The organism is Priestia filamentosa (genome assembly GCF_900177535.1).
GTDB lineage: Bacteria > Bacillota > Bacilli > Bacillales > Bacillaceae_H > Bacillus_I > Bacillus_I filamentosa.
In genome coordinates, this window is sequence record NZ_FXAJ01000003.1 from 396,020 (window position 1) to 412,479 (window position 16,460).

Annotated in this window: 21 protein-coding genes; 16 read left to right on the forward strand and 5 right to left on the reverse strand. The window is 36.4% G+C overall.

From position 1 onward, the window contains the following. Positions 1-38: 38 nt before the first annotated feature. Positions 39-161: a hypothetical protein gene (locus tag B9N79_RS26785; protein WP_019393241.1), complete on the forward strand. Its 123-nt coding sequence runs from the start codon at positions 39-41 to the stop codon at positions 159-161. 46 nt (positions 162-207) lie between these two features. On the opposite strand, the gene B9N79_RS15530 is transcribed toward B9N79_RS26785, so the two are convergent. After that, positions 208-747, reverse strand: a complete 540-nt coding sequence (locus tag B9N79_RS15530; protein ID WP_019393242.1) for a 5' nucleotidase, NT5C type — start codon at positions 745-747, stop codon at positions 208-210. A gap of 171 nt (positions 748-918) precedes the next feature. On the opposite strand from B9N79_RS15530, the gene B9N79_RS15535 reads away from it, so the two are divergent. The 4 genes from B9N79_RS15535 to B9N79_RS15550 all read left to right on the forward strand — a co-directional run bounded on the left by B9N79_RS15535 (position 919) and on the right by B9N79_RS15550 (position 4,078). Further along, positions 919-1,326, forward strand: a complete 408-nt coding sequence (locus B9N79_RS15535) for a CBS domain-containing protein (RefSeq protein ID WP_019393243.1) — start codon at positions 919-921, stop codon at positions 1,324-1,326. A 12-nt stretch (positions 1,327-1,338) separates the two neighbouring features. Beyond that, complete coding sequence (locus B9N79_RS15540) at positions 1,339-2,079, forward strand: NAD-dependent protein deacylase (RefSeq protein ID WP_019393244.1); 741 nt, start codon at positions 1,339-1,341, stop codon at positions 2,077-2,079. Positions 2,080-2,202: 123 nt separating this feature from the next. Next, on the forward strand, positions 2,203-2,598 hold the full coding sequence (locus B9N79_RS26790; protein WP_046216804.1) for a MerR family transcriptional regulator: 396 nt from the start codon (positions 2,203-2,205) through the stop codon (positions 2,596-2,598). Between the two features lie 112 nt (positions 2,599-2,710). After that, the gene (locus tag B9N79_RS15550) at positions 2,711-4,078 is read left to right on the forward strand and encodes a hemolysin family protein (protein WP_040058153.1); all 1,368 of its coding nucleotides are present in this window, start codon (positions 2,711-2,713) and stop codon (positions 4,076-4,078) included. A 40-nt stretch (positions 4,079-4,118) separates the two neighbouring features. On the opposite strand, the gene B9N79_RS15555 is transcribed toward B9N79_RS15550, so the two are convergent. Continuing rightward, positions 4,119-5,219: a mechanosensitive ion channel family protein gene (locus B9N79_RS15555; RefSeq protein ID WP_040058152.1), complete on the reverse strand. Its 1,101-nt coding sequence runs from the start codon at positions 5,217-5,219 to the stop codon at positions 4,119-4,121. Between the two features lie 190 nt (positions 5,220-5,409). Between B9N79_RS15555 and B9N79_RS15560 the strand changes: the two genes are divergently transcribed. The 5 genes from B9N79_RS15560 (at position 5,410) to B9N79_RS15580 (ending at position 8,104) form a co-directional block, all read left to right on the forward strand. After that, positions 5,410-6,510: a M24 family metallopeptidase gene (locus B9N79_RS15560; protein WP_019393248.1), complete on the forward strand. Its 1,101-nt coding sequence runs from the start codon at positions 5,410-5,412 to the stop codon at positions 6,508-6,510. A gap of 115 nt (positions 6,511-6,625) precedes the next feature. Continuing rightward, complete coding sequence (locus tag B9N79_RS15565) at positions 6,626-6,850, forward strand: hypothetical protein (RefSeq protein ID WP_040058151.1); 225 nt, start codon at positions 6,626-6,628, stop codon at positions 6,848-6,850. Between the two features lie 152 nt (positions 6,851-7,002). Beyond that, positions 7,003-7,293 (forward strand): polymorphic toxin type 35 domain-containing protein, encoded by a 291-nt coding sequence (locus tag B9N79_RS15570; protein ID WP_040058150.1) that lies wholly within the window; start codon positions 7,003-7,005, stop codon positions 7,291-7,293. Between the two features lie 83 nt (positions 7,294-7,376). Continuing rightward, the gene (locus tag B9N79_RS15575) at positions 7,377-7,817 is read left to right on the forward strand and encodes a hypothetical protein (protein ID WP_019393251.1); all 441 of its coding nucleotides are present in this window, start codon (positions 7,377-7,379) and stop codon (positions 7,815-7,817) included. 68 nt (positions 7,818-7,885) lie between these two features. Next, positions 7,886-8,104 (forward strand): hypothetical protein, encoded by a 219-nt coding sequence (locus tag B9N79_RS15580; protein ID WP_040058149.1) that lies wholly within the window; start codon positions 7,886-7,888, stop codon positions 8,102-8,104. Between the two features lie 45 nt (positions 8,105-8,149). Here B9N79_RS15580 and B9N79_RS15585 read toward each other — a convergent pair whose 3' ends face one another. Continuing rightward, positions 8,150-9,067 (reverse strand): ABC transporter permease, encoded by a 918-nt coding sequence (locus B9N79_RS15585; protein ID WP_019393253.1) that lies wholly within the window; start codon positions 9,065-9,067, stop codon positions 8,150-8,152. Next, positions 9,064-9,975, reverse strand: a complete 912-nt coding sequence (locus B9N79_RS15590) for an ABC transporter ATP-binding protein (protein ID WP_019393254.1) — start codon at positions 9,973-9,975, stop codon at positions 9,064-9,066. Before B9N79_RS15590 ends, B9N79_RS15585 begins: the two co-directional genes overlap by 4 nt. Positions 9,976-10,263: 288 nt before the next feature. On the opposite strand from B9N79_RS15590, the gene B9N79_RS15595 reads away from it, so the two are divergent. The 4 genes from B9N79_RS15595 to B9N79_RS15610 all read left to right on the forward strand — a co-directional run bounded on the left by B9N79_RS15595 (position 10,264) and on the right by B9N79_RS15610 (position 13,438). Then, positions 10,264-11,580 carry an MATE family efflux transporter gene (locus B9N79_RS15595; protein WP_085118675.1) on the forward strand — a complete coding sequence of 439 codons (1,317 nt, stop codon included), beginning with the start codon at positions 10,264-10,266 and terminating at the stop codon, positions 11,578-11,580. A gap of 90 nt (positions 11,581-11,670) precedes the next feature. Continuing rightward, complete coding sequence (locus B9N79_RS15600) at positions 11,671-12,156, forward strand: DinB family protein (protein WP_019393256.1); 486 nt, start codon at positions 11,671-11,673, stop codon at positions 12,154-12,156. A gap of 124 nt (positions 12,157-12,280) precedes the next feature. Continuing rightward, a complete protein-coding gene (locus B9N79_RS15605) occupies positions 12,281-12,736 on the forward strand; it encodes an NUDIX hydrolase (RefSeq protein ID WP_019393257.1) in 456 nt (151 codons plus the stop codon). 84 nt (positions 12,737-12,820) lie between these two features. After that, positions 12,821-13,438, forward strand: coding sequence for an NUDIX hydrolase (locus B9N79_RS15610; protein WP_019393258.1), 618 nt, complete (start codon positions 12,821-12,823; stop codon positions 13,436-13,438). Between the two features lie 31 nt (positions 13,439-13,469). Here the strand turns inward: B9N79_RS15610 and cls are convergent, their stop codons facing one another. Beyond that, the gene (gene cls, locus B9N79_RS15615) at positions 13,470-14,939 is read right to left on the reverse strand and encodes a cardiolipin synthase (RefSeq protein ID WP_019393259.1); all 1,470 of its coding nucleotides are present in this window, start codon (positions 14,937-14,939) and stop codon (positions 13,470-13,472) included. Positions 14,940-15,123: 184 nt separating this feature from the next. On the opposite strand from cls, the gene B9N79_RS15620 reads away from it, so the two are divergent. Together B9N79_RS15620 and B9N79_RS15625 are read left to right on the forward strand one after the other, a co-directional pair. Then, positions 15,124-15,696, forward strand: coding sequence for a LemA family protein (locus B9N79_RS15620; RefSeq protein WP_019393260.1), 573 nt, complete (start codon positions 15,124-15,126; stop codon positions 15,694-15,696). Beyond that, the gene (locus tag B9N79_RS15625; protein WP_040058147.1) at positions 15,693-16,454 is read left to right on the forward strand and encodes a TPM domain-containing protein; all 762 of its coding nucleotides are present in this window, start codon (positions 15,693-15,695) and stop codon (positions 16,452-16,454) included. Before B9N79_RS15620 ends, B9N79_RS15625 begins: the two co-directional genes overlap by 4 nt. Positions 16,455-16,460 lie beyond the last annotated feature (6 nt).

Here is a 16,460-nt window from a genome sequence, read left to right on the forward strand (position 1 = left end):
TAATTGTTAACTTTTCAAACAAGGGGGAGTTGAAATATATGTTAGCGATTATGAGACCCTTACTTATTGGGTTTTTCTCAATAACGGCAACATTTTTATTAGTATTTCAATCAATTGAGATTTCACACGCTTTTCAAGCGTTATTTTCTCACGATAAATAAACGTTCAGTTTATAGAAAAGGAAGCACGAATTTGCGTGCTTCCTTTTTAATAAAATGCTTTTGTTTGAAGAAATTCTTCAAATTCGAGCCAACTTTTCACCCGCGGAACATCGATATTGCGGTTATACGGATAATCCATTGCAACAACCTTTCGTCCTGCATCTTTAAATGCTTCTAAGTTATGAGGGGCATCGTCAAAAAGCAGATCACCCTTTACTTGATTTTTTTCGTGTGTAAAAATGATTTTTTTTGCCCCAATAAAAGGGATATGTTTTGTGACCCACAGTTCCTTTTCGGTATATGCATATGTATGGCTTGTTGTAACGATAAAAATGTTGAAGTGTTTATGAAGCCTTTCTAGAACTTCAACAGCGTTTGGCAGCGGCTTTAAATGTAGGAAAAGTCCTTCTTCGTCTAAGTAGTCGTAAATTTTATTTCCACACTCTTTTTTTACATATTTTGCTGAGTCCCAGCATAGTAAACGATCTACTGATAAATTATCGTTATAATCTTCATTGTACCGCTTATGCCAATCTGTCATAAGGTCGCATAAAACAGAATCCATATCAATAAGCAGTGTTTTCATTATAGATACTCCTTTTGTGCAATCTAAGTTTTATTATATAAAACATCATCCTGAAAAGAAAATGAAGTTTCCTATTATTCTTTGAGCGTAGCGTAAATTTACGGTAAAATGAAGAATAGCAAGGCAAGGGGATATTGCTATTATATGAACAAACGATAAGGGGAATTATACATGAATATTGCTTTTTTTCTGATACCAAAACAAGAAGTTGTTACTGTTAATATTGAATGGACGATGAGGCAAGCGTTAGAAAAAATGGAATATCATCGTTACAAATCCATTCCAGTTATTGATCAGCAAGGTCATTACATAGGCGTCTTAACAGAGGGAGATTTGCTTTGGAAGCTAAAAAGTGAACAGTTTACATTTGAAGATACGCCGCGCATTCCTCTTTCTAACGTGCCAAGGCATGAAAAAGTAGAAGCAATCTCGATTAATGAGAAAGTGGATCATATGTTTTTAAGTGTGATGGAGCGCAACTTTGTCCCAGTTGTAGACGATCAGGGGATTTTTATTGGGATTATCAGAAGACGCGAAATTATGGAGTTCTATGTTAATAGACTAGTCATAGAGGAGTGAATATTAATTTTCATGACAGATATTGAAAAAGTTCAAAAATTAGTTAAGCAAGCAGATACAATTACCTTTTTCACAGGAGCAGGAATGAGCACAGAATCAGGTCTTCCAGATTTTCGTTCTTCAAATGGATTGTATAAACAAAATATGAATTTTACAGACATTGTTTCGCTTGATTTTTATGAAAAAGATCCCGTCTTATTTTGGACGCTTTTTAAAGATATTTTTAGAATTAGAATGCTTCATAACTATGTACCAAATAAAGGGTACCATTACATATCAAAACTACAAGAAAAAGGGAAGAACATTCGCGTTATTACCCAAAATATTGACGGTCTTCATTATGATTCAGGACATGAATCGGTCTATGAAATTCATGGTTCAATCAAAAAAGCGCACTGTCGTTCTTGCTATCGGGAGTATGATTTAGAATATTTAAATGAATATGATTGCCCAAAATGTAAGGAATGCGGAGAAATTTTAAAACCTAATGTTGTGCTTTTCGGTGATCCAATTCAGCAATTTGAAGAAGCGGTAAGAGATGCTTTGCAATCCGATTTGTTTTTTGTACTCGGCTCGTCACTTGAAGTAGGGCCAGTAAACCAAATTCCGCTTATCGTGAAAGAACATACAGATGCAAAGCTCATTATCATTAATCGGGAGGAGACTCGCTTTGACTCGCTTTTTGATTATGTGTTTCATATAAACATTAGTGATGCTTTTCAACACATTTTAGGGCCGCTGCATAATGTATAAGAAAACAAGCATTTATGTTAGGAGCCAAACTGTCACGTTTGACTGTATGGTTTTTGTATTGTATGATTAATTTAATTAAAATGAAAGAGGTGATAGGATGGGGCAGAGTATCGGATAAGTGAATTGGCTCAAAAAGCTAATGTATCTAAACGGACAATTGATTATTATACAACAAAAGGGTTATTAAAAGCTGTTCGTTCTCCATCAAACTATCGCTTCTATTCGGAGCAAGCTTTAGAAGACCTCAAATTTATTGAGCAATGTAAAAATGAACATATGCCTTTGTGTGAAATTAAACAGCGCTTAGATATGGTTCGCTCATTAGAAAAAGACAATGAGGCTCTTAAAAAACAGGCTGAATATTTAGAAGGACGGATGGAACGGCTAGAACACGATATTTGTGAGCTTTTGCCTTTTTTTCAGCTGTTAAATGACGGGGAAAAACGTACAATAAATCACAAATTGTCCGATCGTAGTTCAACGCTTATGAACTCGCTAGCATCATTGCGAAATATTTGAGCTCATTCGTGTAAAAGTTAGTCTGAATATTTAAAAAGAAAGATATAATAGTAAAAATTTTGGATTATTAGGAGGTGACACCTCGCTTACTTTTGGTAAGTGGGGGATTTATTTGGACATATTAAACTTGGTGCTTGTGGCGATTTTGATCGCCTTAACTGCTTTCTTCGTAGCATCGGAGTTTGCCATTGTGAAAGTGAGGAGCTCACAAATTGATCAGCTCGTCGCAGAGGGAGGACGAAATGCTCTTGCAGCTAAAAAAGTCGTCTCACATCTTGATGAGTATTTATCAGCGTGTCAGCTTGGTATTACTGTAACAGCTCTAGGATTAGGATGGCTTGGTGAGCCAACTGTTCAAAGGTTGCTTAACCCGCTGTTTGTAGAGCTGAATATACCATCTACACTTTCTCATATTCTTACATTTGGTATTGCATTTGCTTCCGTAACGTTTTTACACGTTGTTGTTGGGGAGCTTGCACCAAAAACAGTAGCCATTCAAAAAGCTGAGCAAGTGACGCTTTTATCAGCGCGTCCTCTTATTTTGTTTTACAAAGTAATGTATCCATTCATTTGGGTATTAAACGGTTCAGCTCGTTTGTTTGTAGGAATGTTTGGACTTCGTCCAGCAAGTGAACACGAGATGGTTCACTCGGAAGAAGAGCTCCGTCTTTTGCTATCTGAAAGCTATAAAAGCGGCGAGATTAACCAATCTGAGTTTAAATATGTAAATAAAATCTTTGAATTTGATGATCGTGTAGCGAAAGAAATTATGGTTCCTCGTACAGAGATGATAAGTCTTTCAAAGGATGAGTCTATTACAAAAGCAATTAAGATTATCCGTGAAGAAAAATTTACTCGCTATCCGATTATTGACGGAGATAAAGATCATATTATCGGGTTATTAAATGTAAAAGAAATGTTTGCAGATCTTGTGCACGAAAAACAACCAGACGAGAAGTCACTTGAACAATATACAAGACCAATCATTCAAGTAATTGATTCTATTCCAATTCACGATCTTCTGCTTAAGATGCAAAGAGAGCGAATTCATATGGCAGTCTTAATTGATGAATATGGTGGAACAAGCGGTCTTGTAACTGTTGAAGACATTTTAGAAGAAATTGTGGGCGAAATTCGTGATGAATTTGACACAGACGAAATCCCAGAGATTCGTAAAATTAAAGAAAACCACTATCTTGTTGATGGAAAATTACTTGTAAGTGAGATTAATAACTTATTAGGAATTGAAATTGACGATGAAGACATTGATACTATTGGAGGATGGATTCTAACAGAAAAGCTTGATGTGAAACAAGGAGACGTTGTCGAACACGGAGAATTCAAATTCAAAGTGGTGGAAATGGATAGTCATCACATCAAGTATATTGAAGTAACAAAACCATCTGCTCCAAGGTTGCTAAAAACACAACAAGCTTCAGCTCCAATGAAGACGGCACAGCAGTCTGAAGCAATGTCTTAATAACAGAAGAAAGAAATGAAACAGCTAATCGCTTTTGCGATTAGCTGTTTGCGCGTTGAAATTGATTTTCAGCAAGTGGATGATCATTTTGCTGGACAACAAGCGTTTGTGTTGGATATGCAATAGAAACGTCGTACTTTTCTAAGATACCGATTATTTTATAGTTCACATCTTCACGAATGCGAAGGTATTCTACATAGGCAGTGTTGCTAGAGAAAAAGTAGACAAGTAAATCAAGGCTAGATTGACTAAAGTCTTCAAAACGAACGATAATGGTTTCTTTATCAACTTCTTCATGATTTTCAAGCATACTTTGAATTTCTTCTACACACGCTTTCACGACGTGAAGAGGCGTATTGTATGTCAAACTTAACGTGAAGGATACTTGACGTTTTCCCATCTTAGACCAGTTAATAATTGATTCACTTGAAAGGGTCGCGTTTGGTACAGTAACAAGCGCCTGATCAAATGTTCGTACTTTTGTACTTCGGAACGTAATATCTTCTACAACCCCTTCAACACTTGGTGTTTTAATCCAATCTCCCATTGTAAAAGGTTTTTCTGTAATGATAATAATCCCGCCAAAAAGGTTTGCGATCGCATCCTTTGCCGCCAGAGCAAATGCTAATCCTCCAATCCCAAGGCCTGCCACAAATGTACTTACGTTGAAGCCCCACTCTTGTGCAATAATAGAAATTGCCATAACAATAACAAGTGAGCGAATAAGCTTTTGTACAAATGGAATAATAATTCTATCAACTTGAATATCAAATTTTTTAATAAAGGTAGCCATGAAAATAGCAGTTGAGCCTGCTACATTGTAAACTCCCCATCCAATCATCGCAATAAATAATGAACGAAAAAGATGACGATGAAGATCATGCTCTAGCACTGTAAATGGAAAATATTTAAGCGCTAACTGAAGGCCAATAATAACAAATAGCCATCTTATTGGCTTTTCAAAGCCTTCTAATATTGTTGTAATAAGATTAATTCGTTTATGACGAGCAAAACCAAGAACAAGTTTGAAAAGGTATGACGTAAATAGTTTGCGAAGTCCTAAAAAGATAACAAAGATCACTACTGCTATTCCAATTCTTTTCCATGTTTCAATATCAATATTTAAACCTAAGATTTCCAAGCCTTTCCCTCCAAATATATAAATCTCACGCCTAATCATTCTATTAAAATAGTAACAAATGCATATATATGATACCCTTTAATTAGCATGATTATACTTATAATAAAACTTTTTGATAAGATTTAAAAGAGTAAAGAGAAATGCTATCTTAGAAAAGTAAACAAGATGAAATAATTAAGGAGGAAGAATAATGAATGAACGATTAAAAAAAGTAACAACATGGTTAGAGGAAGAAAACATTGATGGAGCTTTTTTCACTTCAACAGAAAACGTATTTTATCTCAGCGGGTTTTATACAGATCCACATGAGCGCCTTTTAGGTTTATTAGCCTCAAAAAAAGGAGATGCGATTCTCATCCTTCCTAAAATGGAAGCAACTCAAGCGAGAGATGCAGGGTGGGAAGCTGAAATGCTATCATACGAAGATCATGAAAATCCATGGGAGATTCTTGGTCAAAAAATAAGTGAGCTTGAGCTTCAAGGAGCACAAGAGGTAGCAATTGAAAAAGAAGTTTTAACATACGAAAGAGCTGAAAACCTCAGTGAGATTTTCGAAAAAGCGAGCTTTGTGGATGGATCGAAGAAAATGAACGAACTTCGTCTTATTAAAGAAGAAAAAGAAATTGAGATCTTGAGAAAAGCAGCACAGCTTGCGGACTATGGAGTTGAAGTAGGGGTAAAAGCGTTAAAAGAAGGCGTTACAGAAATGGACGTTGTAGCCACAATTGAATATGAGCTCAAGCGAAAAGGAATTCGTGAAATGTCATTTTCAACGCTTGTACTTTTCGGAGAAAAATCAGGCCAGCCCCACGGTAATCCAGGAAACCGTACTTTGAAGAAGGGAGATTTTGTACTTTTTGATCTTGGGGTTGTGCTTGACGGGTACTGCTCAGATATTACAAGAACAGTTGTTTATCAAAGCGTAAGTGATAAACAAAGAGAAATTTATGATACAGTACTTCGAGCTAACAATGCTTCACTCAAAGAGAGCCGTCCAGGAACAAGAATTGGTGATCTTGATATTGTAGCACGAGATACAATTGAGAGAGCAGGTTATGGGGAGTACTTTACGCATCGCATTGGGCATGGACTAGGAATTAGCGTTCATGAGTTTCCATCGATGAGTAAAAATAATGACGGAGCGTTAAAAGAAGGAATGGTTTATACAATTGAACCTGGTATCTATCTCTCAGATCTTGGAGGAGTTCGAATTGAAGATGATGTATTAGTTACAAAAGATGGATATGAAACGCTCACAAAATTTCCAAAAGAGCTTCTCGTAATTTCTTAATAAATTGTGAACAAGTGGTGACACTAATAAGAAAAGGAATTTTTTAAAACGCTATTTTCTTGTTTTCACTCCTCAATATATGGTCTAATTTGGAGGAGGGAAGGAGCTACAAAAAATGAATGAACCTAATGAAAATCAAGATGAATACAGAAAAGGAAAGCGAATATTTTGGCTAATTTGGATTGTTCCAATTATAGGAGCACTTGTTGTGGCAGCTGTAGCCTTTTTAATGCAGCCAACGCCAAATGAAAAGCCTCGTGATATTGGACCACCAGCGCCAAAAGTTCCTCATGAACAGTCAACAAGTTATATAGTAGATATGGATCACTTTCATATTTAAAAAAGAAGCACAAAAAGTGCTTCTTTTTTTATGGAGATTTGTCATTATAACAGAAAGTTCGCAATAAGCTAGTATTAAACGTTAGCGAGGTGTTGCCCGTTGGTTTAGCTCCGTTTTCACCCGTATATTCTACCTCTCTGTTAGTGGATCATTTGTTAGTTCAGCTGCAAGCAATGAATGAAAATCAAATTCACCATGTGATTTATGGGAGTAGGCGAAGCAATCACTATTGGGAACGTCTTGTACCAAATCGAAATTGGAACGAGATTGATAAGATCATTAGACTTGTAATTCAAACAGGACAAGATCAAAAATATAAAAAAATTTTTAAGCGTACAAAGAGGATTGAGGGAGAACCTGTTGAAGTTGTTTATTTACAATTAAAAGACGGATCCTACAAACTTTCAAACGCATGGATAAACTTCGAAGGAAAAACGTTATAGCATGCTGAGAAAGTGGTGCGTCGTGTACTGCTTTTTTTACATTTCATTTATAAAATTATTTGTGAAAAGAAAGGAAGAAAAAAATGAAAAAATTTCAGTATTTGCAAAGCTATGTTCATAAGAAACCTTTAACATCTTTTCCTGCCGCTCTTCACGTTTTCTTTCCTGCTTCTTCTCAAGAAATCAAACAATGTGAGCAGTATTTTACGGGAGGATTACCAAAAGAGCTTGCCGTTTTTTATAAAGAAGTAGGGTTTGGATTTGTGTATCCTGAAGCGTCTCAGCGGTTGTTTAATCGAATTATCAGTCCTTCAGAATTAATGGAGCTATCTTCTAGAGAAGCGACAATGCTACCATTTTTAGAAGTGAAAGAAGATATTTATATGTTTATAGATTATACAGGCTCTATTTATTGGCAACATGAACGAATTGCAACAGATATTAGAGATTTGTTGGATAAAATGGAGCAGAGGTTAACATTTTTCTTAAGAGGTTCATCTTTCACATTATCTTTACTCGCTTAAATTTCAGAAAATTGAAACTTATAGCCTTTCTTTTCGTATTACTGTAATAAGGAAAGGGAGGGAAAAAGATGAACTTTTTTGTAATAGGAGCCATTATTTTATTATTTATGACAGGTATTATTCTTTTGCTTGTAAATATGAGTAATGATGAAAAGAAAAAAGAGAGAAAGAAAAGAAGCCACGTATCAAGCGATGCTGGCCATACGAGCGGTTTCAGCTTTTTTGCAAGTGATTCAAATTCATGTGATAGTGGCGGAAGTGATGGAGGGGGAGGAGGATGTGATTAAAGATTTAAAAAAGGTGGATGCCTAGGCATCCACCTTTTTTCGATATTAACCGTTTGTGATGTCCCGCTTTGAAAAGACAAAATAGGCAGCAAATAAAAAGACGGCAATGTGAACAATTTGGACAATAAACGTAAATGACACGTCTTCCGCATTAACAAGGGAAGTATTCGCAAAGAATAAATATTTCGCCCAGTCAAATTTTGACTGAAGGAAGAAATTAATTGCGTTACTTGAGAGCATAAGGAAAATAGAAATTCCGACTGCAATAGCGTTCGCTTTAAAAACAGTTGCAAGCGCAAATGCTAAAATAGCGACAAGCATGATGTTCATAATTCCATAAAGATAAGACAAAAAGAAATCTCCATCAATAGCAACTTCTTTAATCCCACTTGCAGAACTCATATCAAGAATTGTAGCGCTTGTTTCAAATCCAAACAAGATAATTCCGATAAGAAAACAAGAAGCAAGTAATACAGCAAGAAAGACAAGAGAAGTTAAGAAAATAGCAATAAGTTTTGATGTTAAAATCTTGTAGCGTTTAAACGGACGAATCATAAGAAGTTTAATACTACCAAAAGAAAATTCACTTGAAACCGTTGTTGCTGCGATCACAACCATAAATAGAGCAACAAAGGAAATTAAAAAGGTAGAGTCATTTAAAAATTCAGGAAGTGTATATCCATAAGGATTAACATTGTTATCAAGCGCAAGCTGATTTGTCGCAATATTTTCTTGAGCCATTTGCTTTTCTGCATCTGAAGCTTTTGAATCATTTAATGTTTTTTGATCATCTTTGATTTCATCTTGCACTGTCTGCTTCCAGTCATCTCCCGCAAGGAAATCAGTTGTTTGCTGACTAATGATGGCAATTCCAATTGCCGCCACTACGGTTAAAATCAGCATTACGAGCGTTCCGCGACGTCTAAAGATTTTCATCCATTCATTTTGTACTAAACTCATCATTTTTGGTCGCCTCCTGTCATTTCAAAGAATGAATCTTCAAGTGTTTTGCGGACAGGATTGAAGCGATAAAGCGTAAATCCATGATCCAAAAGTTCTTTCATCAGAGGGGAAGCTTCAAGCTTTGTAATTGAAACTTGGACAAGATCTTCTTTTTGCTCCGCTTTTAGTCCTTTTTCCGTTAAGTAAGCGACAACGTTTTCTGCTTGATCACACTGCAATTCATAAATAGAAGAAGTATCATCAGTACTGTTTTCCTTCACATCTTGTACGCGAACAAGCTTCCCTTTACTAATAACAACAATACGATCACACATTTGTTCAATCTCAGCAAGTAAATGTGAAGAAACTAACACAGATAGGCCTCTTTCATGAGAAAGCTTCTTTAAAAGAAGACGGAACTCACGAATACCAGCAGGATCAAGTCCATTTGTTGGCTCGTCCAAAATTAAAAACTTAGGATTATGTAGGAGAGCTTGAGCTAAACCTAATCGCTGACGCATGCCGAGTGAATATGTTTTCACCTTTTTATCAAGATAAGAATCAATTTCTAGCCACTCGGCAACTTCTTTCATTCGTTCCTTTGTAACATTTTTATGCATACGAGCAAAATGGAGAAGGTTCTGACGTCCTGTTAGATAAGGGTAGAACTCCGGATTCTCCACAATTGCTCCAACGCCCTCAAGTGTTTTTTCGAACTCCTGTTTGATGCTGTGGCCGTTAATTAAAACATCCCCGCTATTCATTGAAATAAGGCCAACCATCATCCTGATTGTTGTTGTTTTACCTGCACCGTTTGGGCCAACAAGGCCAATAATCTCGCCCTTTCGAATTGAAAAAGAAAGATTATCAATAATGGTGTTTTTACCGATTACTTTTTGAAGTTCACGAACTTCAACCATGTTTTCCATTCTGTTTCCTCCTTTAATAGTTTGTGAGTTTCTTTCACAATATAGTAGTACGGAGAAGGAAGAAGTTGGTTTCGTTAAAAGTTCATTTTTAAATAAATTATTTACTTTCTTTTGAAAATCCCTTATCCTTAGTGAGAATAAATCGTAATCATTACGCATTATAAGTGTGCCATGAAGTAGATTGAAGGGTTATTTTTGTCTTTCACTGTTTTTTCTATCTTAGAATTTTTAGGTATTGATACATGTTAACCAGAACATTTGCTTTTTAAAAGAGTAAGGAAGTGAACTATGAGACATAAAGAATATCTTAGCTTAGCCATTCCGCTTATGCTGTCAACAATGACAACTCCCATTCTCGGTGCTGTTGACACAGCAGTTGTTGGGCATGTAAGCGGAGCTACATATATTGGAGCAGTTGCTATTGGTAGCCTAATTTTCAGCACGATTTATTGGCTGTTTGGTTTTTTAAGAGTAAGCACCTCGGGATTTTCAGCCCAAGCAGTAGGGAAGGGAGCAAAAGAAGAACTTCTTCATGCTTTAACACGGCCGATATTTCTTGCTCTACTTGTTGGCGTTTCTTTTATTTTATTGCAGTGGCCAATCGGCAAGATAGCATTAATGGTTATCAAACCAAGTCAGGAAATTCAGGAACTTGCATTAAACTATTTTTATATCCGCATATGGGGAGCTCCATTTGCACTTATAACATATGTCATATTAGGCTTTTTAATTGGCACTGGACGGGTAAAAGTGTCTCTTTTTCTGCAGATTGGAATGAACGTTCTAAATATCGTTCTCGACTTTTTATTTGTCCAAGGGTTCGGTTGGGCGGTCAAGGGCGTTGCTTTTGCAACCCTTATTGCTGAAGTTGCGGGAGCTGGTGTGGGAATGATCATCATTGCTCAAACATTTAACCTTTCTCTAAAAAAATGGTCATTTGTGAGCGCTGCTGATTTTTCCTCTTTTAAAAAAATGCTTGAAGTCAACCGTGACCTTTTTATTAGAACGTTTTGTTTAATTGTTATGTACAATATGTTTACAGCAAAAGGAGCGGATTTTGGTACGGAAATACTAGCAGCAAATGCCATTCTTCTTCAAATTCAATTTATTATGGCTTATTGCTTAGATGGTTTTGCTAATGCTACAAGTATTGTTGTAGGAAGAGCTGTTGGAAGTAATAACGAATCTCTGTATAACAAAGGTCTTTCGCTTACAACGTATTGGGGGCTCATTGTTGTTTGTTTCTTAAGTTTGGGCTACTTCTTTATGGACAGTGCTTTGTTCTCGTTATTTACAAACGATATGAGCACAATTGAAGTTGCTAAAGAGTATAGTTTTTGGCTCACTCTATTTCCTTTTGCTACAGGTGCTGGTTTACTCTTTTACGGTGTTTTCACAGGAGCAACAAGAGCAAAACCAATTCGAAACTCTACTATTTTTGCACTCTTTTTCTTTTTAACGGCGTATTTCTTGCTCCCCCCGTTTTATGGAAATCATGGGTTGTGGATTGCTTTTTTAGTATTTAACACTGGTCGTTCTTTATTTTTGATTGCTTCTTTGCCAAAGCTGAAAAAACAGGTATTAACCAAAGGGATGTCTGTTTAATTAGATTTGCTCTATTTTAGTAGAGTTTCAGATGTTATTGCTTTATATTTCCTAATTGAAAAGTGTAAGATAGGAATGGGAGGCGATATTATGGAAAAAGGTTTAATAAGTCAATTTCAATTTTTACGTTCGGGGACAATTCGTTTACTAGAGACAACGTCAGAGGAAAAGGCTGACGTTATTCCAGAAGGATTCAGCAACTCTATCCACTGGAACTTAGGACATATTGCCGTTATTCAAGAACGCGTGCTATATGGATTAGGATTACGACAAAAACCAGAGCTTTCAGAAGAGTTTATTTCTCATTTTGATATGGGAACAGACCCAAAAGAAGACGGGTGGGAAAAAACAGCTCCATCACTAGAAGAAGTCAAGAAAGAATTGACTCGTCAGCTTGAACAATTTCCTCAAACATTTGCAGGGAAATTTGGTGAGGAGCTTGTTGAACCATTCAAACTTGGAAGTGTGGAAATGAAAACAATTGGAGAGCTTTTTTCTTTCAGCCTTTGGCACGAAACTCTTCATGATGGTGTAATTAAAGGATTGAATTATGCTTTAAAAGGGCAAAGTAAATAAGGAGAAGGCCGTTCATCGGACGGCCTTTTTCTTATTTAGAAGAAAATAAATATAAAGCAGTACACAACAGGGATGAAATCTATGTTAAGATTAGGAAAAATCGCTGTTATGAGGAAGGATTGTTATGGAAAGATACGTTGAGCAGATGAGAAAGAAAATAGGGGCGTCTTCTCTTTTTGTCCCAAGTGCCATGATTATCGTTGTGAATGAGGAGAATAAAGTACTTTTATTACATAGAAAAGATACAGAAACATGGGGATTGCCGAGTGGAGCTATGGAGCTTGGAGAAACTTTTGAAGAGGCAGCTGCAAGACAGCTCAAAGAAGAAACAGGATTAACAGCTCATAAACTTCAATTTATGGATATTCTTTCAGGGGAAGACTACTATTTTAAATATCCTAACGGTGATGAAGTGTATAATATCATTTCTGTTTTTTTAGCTATTGACCCATACGGAAGCTTGCAGTGTAACTTTAAGGAAGCAAAGAAACTTTCTTTCTTTTCTCAGGACAATTTACCGCCGCTTGAGAAGAGAACGAGTAAAGTATTGCTAAAAGTAGGTGCAACAATACTAGAATAAATAGAGAAACATGCCTTTTTATCTTTGCATACTATAAAAGACGAGCGTCTTTTTGCTCGAAAACTAGGTAAAGGGTGAGAGACTGTGAGTGAAAACTGGTTAGCATGGGTACAACAAATGCAGGGAATTGCGCAAGCGGGATTAGCATACTCAAAAGATAAGTATGATATTGAACGTTTCGAACAACTTAGAGAACTAAGTAAAGAAATTTTGCTTCAGTATACAAAAGTAGATGCTAATATGTTAGACACCCTATTGGAGGGGGAAGTAGGATATCCAACTCCAAAAGTGGCGGTAAGAGCAGTTGTGTTTCAGGAAAATAAAATATTAATGGTGCAAGAAGAACAAGATGGGCTATGGTCTCTTCCTGGAGGATGGGCAGACATTGGATTAAGCCCGCGTGAAGTTGTTGTAAAAGAAGTGAAAGAAGAAGCAGGGATTGAGGTAGAACCTGTACGTCTTCTTGCCATTTTTGATCAGCATCATCACGATCACCCACCATCATTTTTCCACATTTACAATCTCTATCTTCTTTGTGAGGTAAAAGGCGGAGAGCTTAAAGCAGGGATGGAAACACTTGATGTTCAATATTGTGAGCAAGAAAATTTGCCGCCGCTTTCTGTCAAACGTGTGACAAAGGCCCAAATCGACACCTTTTTCCGGTTTCTTGAAAATCCTAATATGGAGACGATTGTTGATTAAAAAAGAGACAAAGCTAAGCTTTGTCTCTTTTTTATAATATAGGTGATAATAAGCGCGAAATCGATTCTTTAAAGCGGATATAATAGGAGCGCTGATCATAAATCTCACGAGTCAGTTTCTTTGATTTTAGCATGTCATCTTCGAAGATTGCGGCAAGCTTCATAGCAGTTTTGTAATGATAAAGAAAAGCATTTACTTCAAAGTTTAGACGAAAGCTTCTTACATCAATATTGGCCGTGCCGACTGAAGCAATCTCATCATCAATAACAATAGTTTTTGCATGAAGAAAGCCATTTTCATAAATATAAACATCTGCTCCTGCTTTTAAAAGCTCTCCAATATAAGAATATGTTGCCCAATATACAAAAGGGTGATCAGGTTTGTCTGGAATCATAATTTTTACTTTCACACCTGAAAGAGCCGCAATTCGAAGTGCATCAAGTAAACTATCATCAGGAATAAAGTAAGGAGTTTGAATATAAATATAGCGCTCCGCTGACAAAATCAGTTTAATATAGCCGTTTTTTATTTGTTCCCATTGAGAATCAGGACCGCTTGAAACAATTTGAACGCCGACATCTCCTCTTGGAGAAACTGGAGGATAATAATGTCCCTTAAAAGAAATATCGTGTTTTGAAGCTTGATTCCAATCTAAAATAAAGCGGCTTTGAATATGGTGAACAGCTTCACCTTTGACACGTAAATGCGTATCTCTCCAATATCCAAACTTTTCATTTAGTCCCAAATACTCATCTCCAACGTTGAATCCACCAATATATCCAATGCTTCCGTCAATAATCACAAGCTTTCGGTGATTGCGGTAATTTAAGCGGAGGTTAACGAGTGGAAAGCGAGCCGGGAAAAATGCTTCAACTTCTCCCCCTGCTGCTCGAATGCTTTTGACAAGCTTCCGACTGAGTCCTCTAGAACCCATATCGTCATAAAGAAGCCTTATTTTAACTCCCTCTTTCGCTTTTTTAATAAGCAAATTCCCAAGTTTAGTCCCAAGCTCGTCTGATCTCAAAATGTAGTACAGCATATGAATATGATGTTTCGCGTTTTCAAGGTCTTGAAAAAGAGAGTCAAATTTCTCCCTTCCGTCAATAAAAAGATCAACTTCATTATCCTGAGTGAAAATAGCGCGATCGTTATTTAAAAGCATTGCAATTAAATGCTGGTGCTTTTTATTGATGGGATTATGGAAATCAAACATATGTGATTGAAGAAGTTCGCGCTGATTTGCAACGATTTTCTTAATATATTCCTTACTTTTTTTATCCCAAGTAAAAATCTTTCTTTTGCTTAAATTTTGACCAAATATTAAATATAAAATAAATCCAACAATTGGGATAAACCCTAATATCATAACCCATGCCCATGTTGCTGTAATGTTGCGTCGTTCTAAAAAGACAATTGCCATTGCAAGCAAAATATTTAGAACAAGCAGCACTGTTGGGACATAAGGAGGCATGATCCCGGCAAAGAAATCGTTTACTTCCATAGAATGCTCCTTTAGTTTGCTGTTGTAGTAGGTTTAGTTGATCTTTATATTTTTAACCGCTACTTCTGTTCAATTATAGAAAAAAAGCGTTAGAAAGAAAAGAAATAGCTATTTTAACAACATATGAAATAAAAAATGTTTTTCGTTCATACTATAACTAAGATTAGAAAAAGAGGTGAGTAACGTGAAAAAATGGGGACTTTGGGTTGTTCTTGGTGTCATTGTACTGCTTGCAATCTTTTCGTTTAGTTCATATAACGGTCTTGTCACACAGGAACAAAAAGTAGATACGTCATGGGCACAAGTAGAAAATCAGCTAAAACGTCGCTCGGATTTAATTCCTAACCTAGTTGAAACTGTAAAAGGATATGCAAGCCAAGAAAAAGAAGTCATTCAATCTGTAACAGATGCTCGCGCCCAGCTTGCGGGGGCAAATACTCCAAAGGAATATGCAAACGCAGATGAGAACTTGAACGGAGCGTTAAATCGTCTTCTCGTCGTTGTTGAAAACTATCCAAATCTTAAATCAAACGAGAATTTTAGAAGTTTAATGGACACGCTTGAAGGAACAGAGAATCGTTTAGCTGTTGCTCGCCGTGATTACAACGAAAGTGTCGAAACATACAACTTAAAAGTTCGACGTTTCCCAGGAAACATTATGGCTAATATTTTTGGATTTTCAAAAAAATCGTATTATGAAGTAAGTGAGAAAGATCAAGAAAATCCTCAAGTAGACTTTGGGAGTGGAAGCGAATGAGCCTCTCCCGTTTTTTTATGTTTCTCTGTTTTTTTACTCTATTTCTTTGTCCTTTTTCAGCGAATGCTAAAGCTCCGACACCAGTTGGTGATATTTATGTTCAGGATTTTGCAAAGCTCCTAACAACAGAGGAAGCTGAGGAATTGAAGCAAATGGGGAGAAGTCTTCAACAAAGAACAAAAGCTCAAATTGCGGTTTTAACGGTCTCTTCCACAGAGGAAAAGACAATTGAAGAGTACGGAATTGAAGCATTTAGACAGTATAAGCTAGGTGACAGGAAGCTTAACAATGGTATTCTTCTTCTTGTTGTAAAAGGCAGTGAACAAAGAGAAGTTCGCATTGAAGTTGGATATGGTCTTGAGGGAGCAATACCGGATTCTAAAGCAGGAGCTATTTTGGATGAATTTACTCTTCCTTATTTTAAACAAGGGAAGTATGGAAAAGGAATTGTTGAAACATATCGCGTTCTTTATGCGGAAACAGCTAAAGAATACGGAGTGGAAACAAAATGGGAAGGAAAAACAGCCACACCAGCTAAAAAGGAAGCTTCTTCAGGACAAGAAATGAATCCATTTGTTGTAATTATTATCGGTATTATCTTAATTCTTCTTATTGTGATTGATGTAAAGTTTTTTGGTGGCTTTCTTACAAACTTATTGCTTCAGCTTCTTTTTCTCTTTCGAGGAGGTGGAGGTGGAGGCAATATCGGTGGCGGAGGTGGAAGCGCTGGTGGTGGGGGAGCAAGCCGGAAATGGTAGAAAATA

Bases quoted from the DNA above. Each gene is read 5' to 3' on its own strand.
- B9N79_RS26785 (WP_019393241.1), top strand. From the start codon at position 39: ATGTTAGCGATTATGAGACCCTTACTTATTGGGTTTTTCTCAATAACG.
- B9N79_RS15530 (WP_019393242.1), bottom strand. From the start codon at position 747: ATGAAAACACTGCTTATTGATATGGATTCTGTTTTATGCGACCTTATG.
- B9N79_RS15535 (WP_019393243.1), top strand. From the start codon at position 919: ATGAATATTGCTTTTTTTCTGATACCAAAACAAGAAGTTGTTACTGTT.
- B9N79_RS15540 (WP_019393244.1), top strand. From the start codon at position 1,339: ATGACAGATATTGAAAAAGTTCAAAAATTAGTTAAGCAAGCAGATACA.
- B9N79_RS15560 (WP_019393248.1), top strand. From the start codon at position 5,410: ATGAATGAACGATTAAAAAAAGTAACAACATGGTTAGAGGAAGAAAAC.
- B9N79_RS15565 (WP_040058151.1), top strand. From the start codon at position 6,626: ATGAATGAACCTAATGAAAATCAAGATGAATACAGAAAAGGAAAGCGA.
- B9N79_RS15575 (WP_019393251.1), top strand. From the start codon at position 7,377: ATGAAAAAATTTCAGTATTTGCAAAGCTATGTTCATAAGAAACCTTTA.
- B9N79_RS15580 (WP_040058149.1), top strand. From the start codon at position 7,886: ATGAACTTTTTTGTAATAGGAGCCATTATTTTATTATTTATGACAGGT.
- B9N79_RS15585 (WP_019393253.1), bottom strand. From the start codon at position 9,067: ATGATGAGTTTAGTACAAAATGAATGGATGAAAATCTTTAGACGTCGC.
- B9N79_RS15590 (WP_019393254.1), bottom strand. From the start codon at position 9,975: ATGGAAAACATGGTTGAAGTTCGTGAACTTCAAAAAGTAATCGGTAAA.
- B9N79_RS15595 (WP_085118675.1), top strand. From the start codon at position 10,264: ATGAGACATAAAGAATATCTTAGCTTAGCCATTCCGCTTATGCTGTCA.
- B9N79_RS15600 (WP_019393256.1), top strand. From the start codon at position 11,671: ATGGAAAAAGGTTTAATAAGTCAATTTCAATTTTTACGTTCGGGGACA.
- B9N79_RS15605 (WP_019393257.1), top strand. From the start codon at position 12,281: ATGGAAAGATACGTTGAGCAGATGAGAAAGAAAATAGGGGCGTCTTCT.
- cls (WP_019393259.1), bottom strand. From the start codon at position 14,939: ATGGAAGTAAACGATTTCTTTGCCGGGATCATGCCTCCTTATGTCCCA.
- B9N79_RS15625 (WP_040058147.1), top strand. From the start codon at position 15,693: ATGAGCCTCTCCCGTTTTTTTATGTTTCTCTGTTTTTTTACTCTATTT.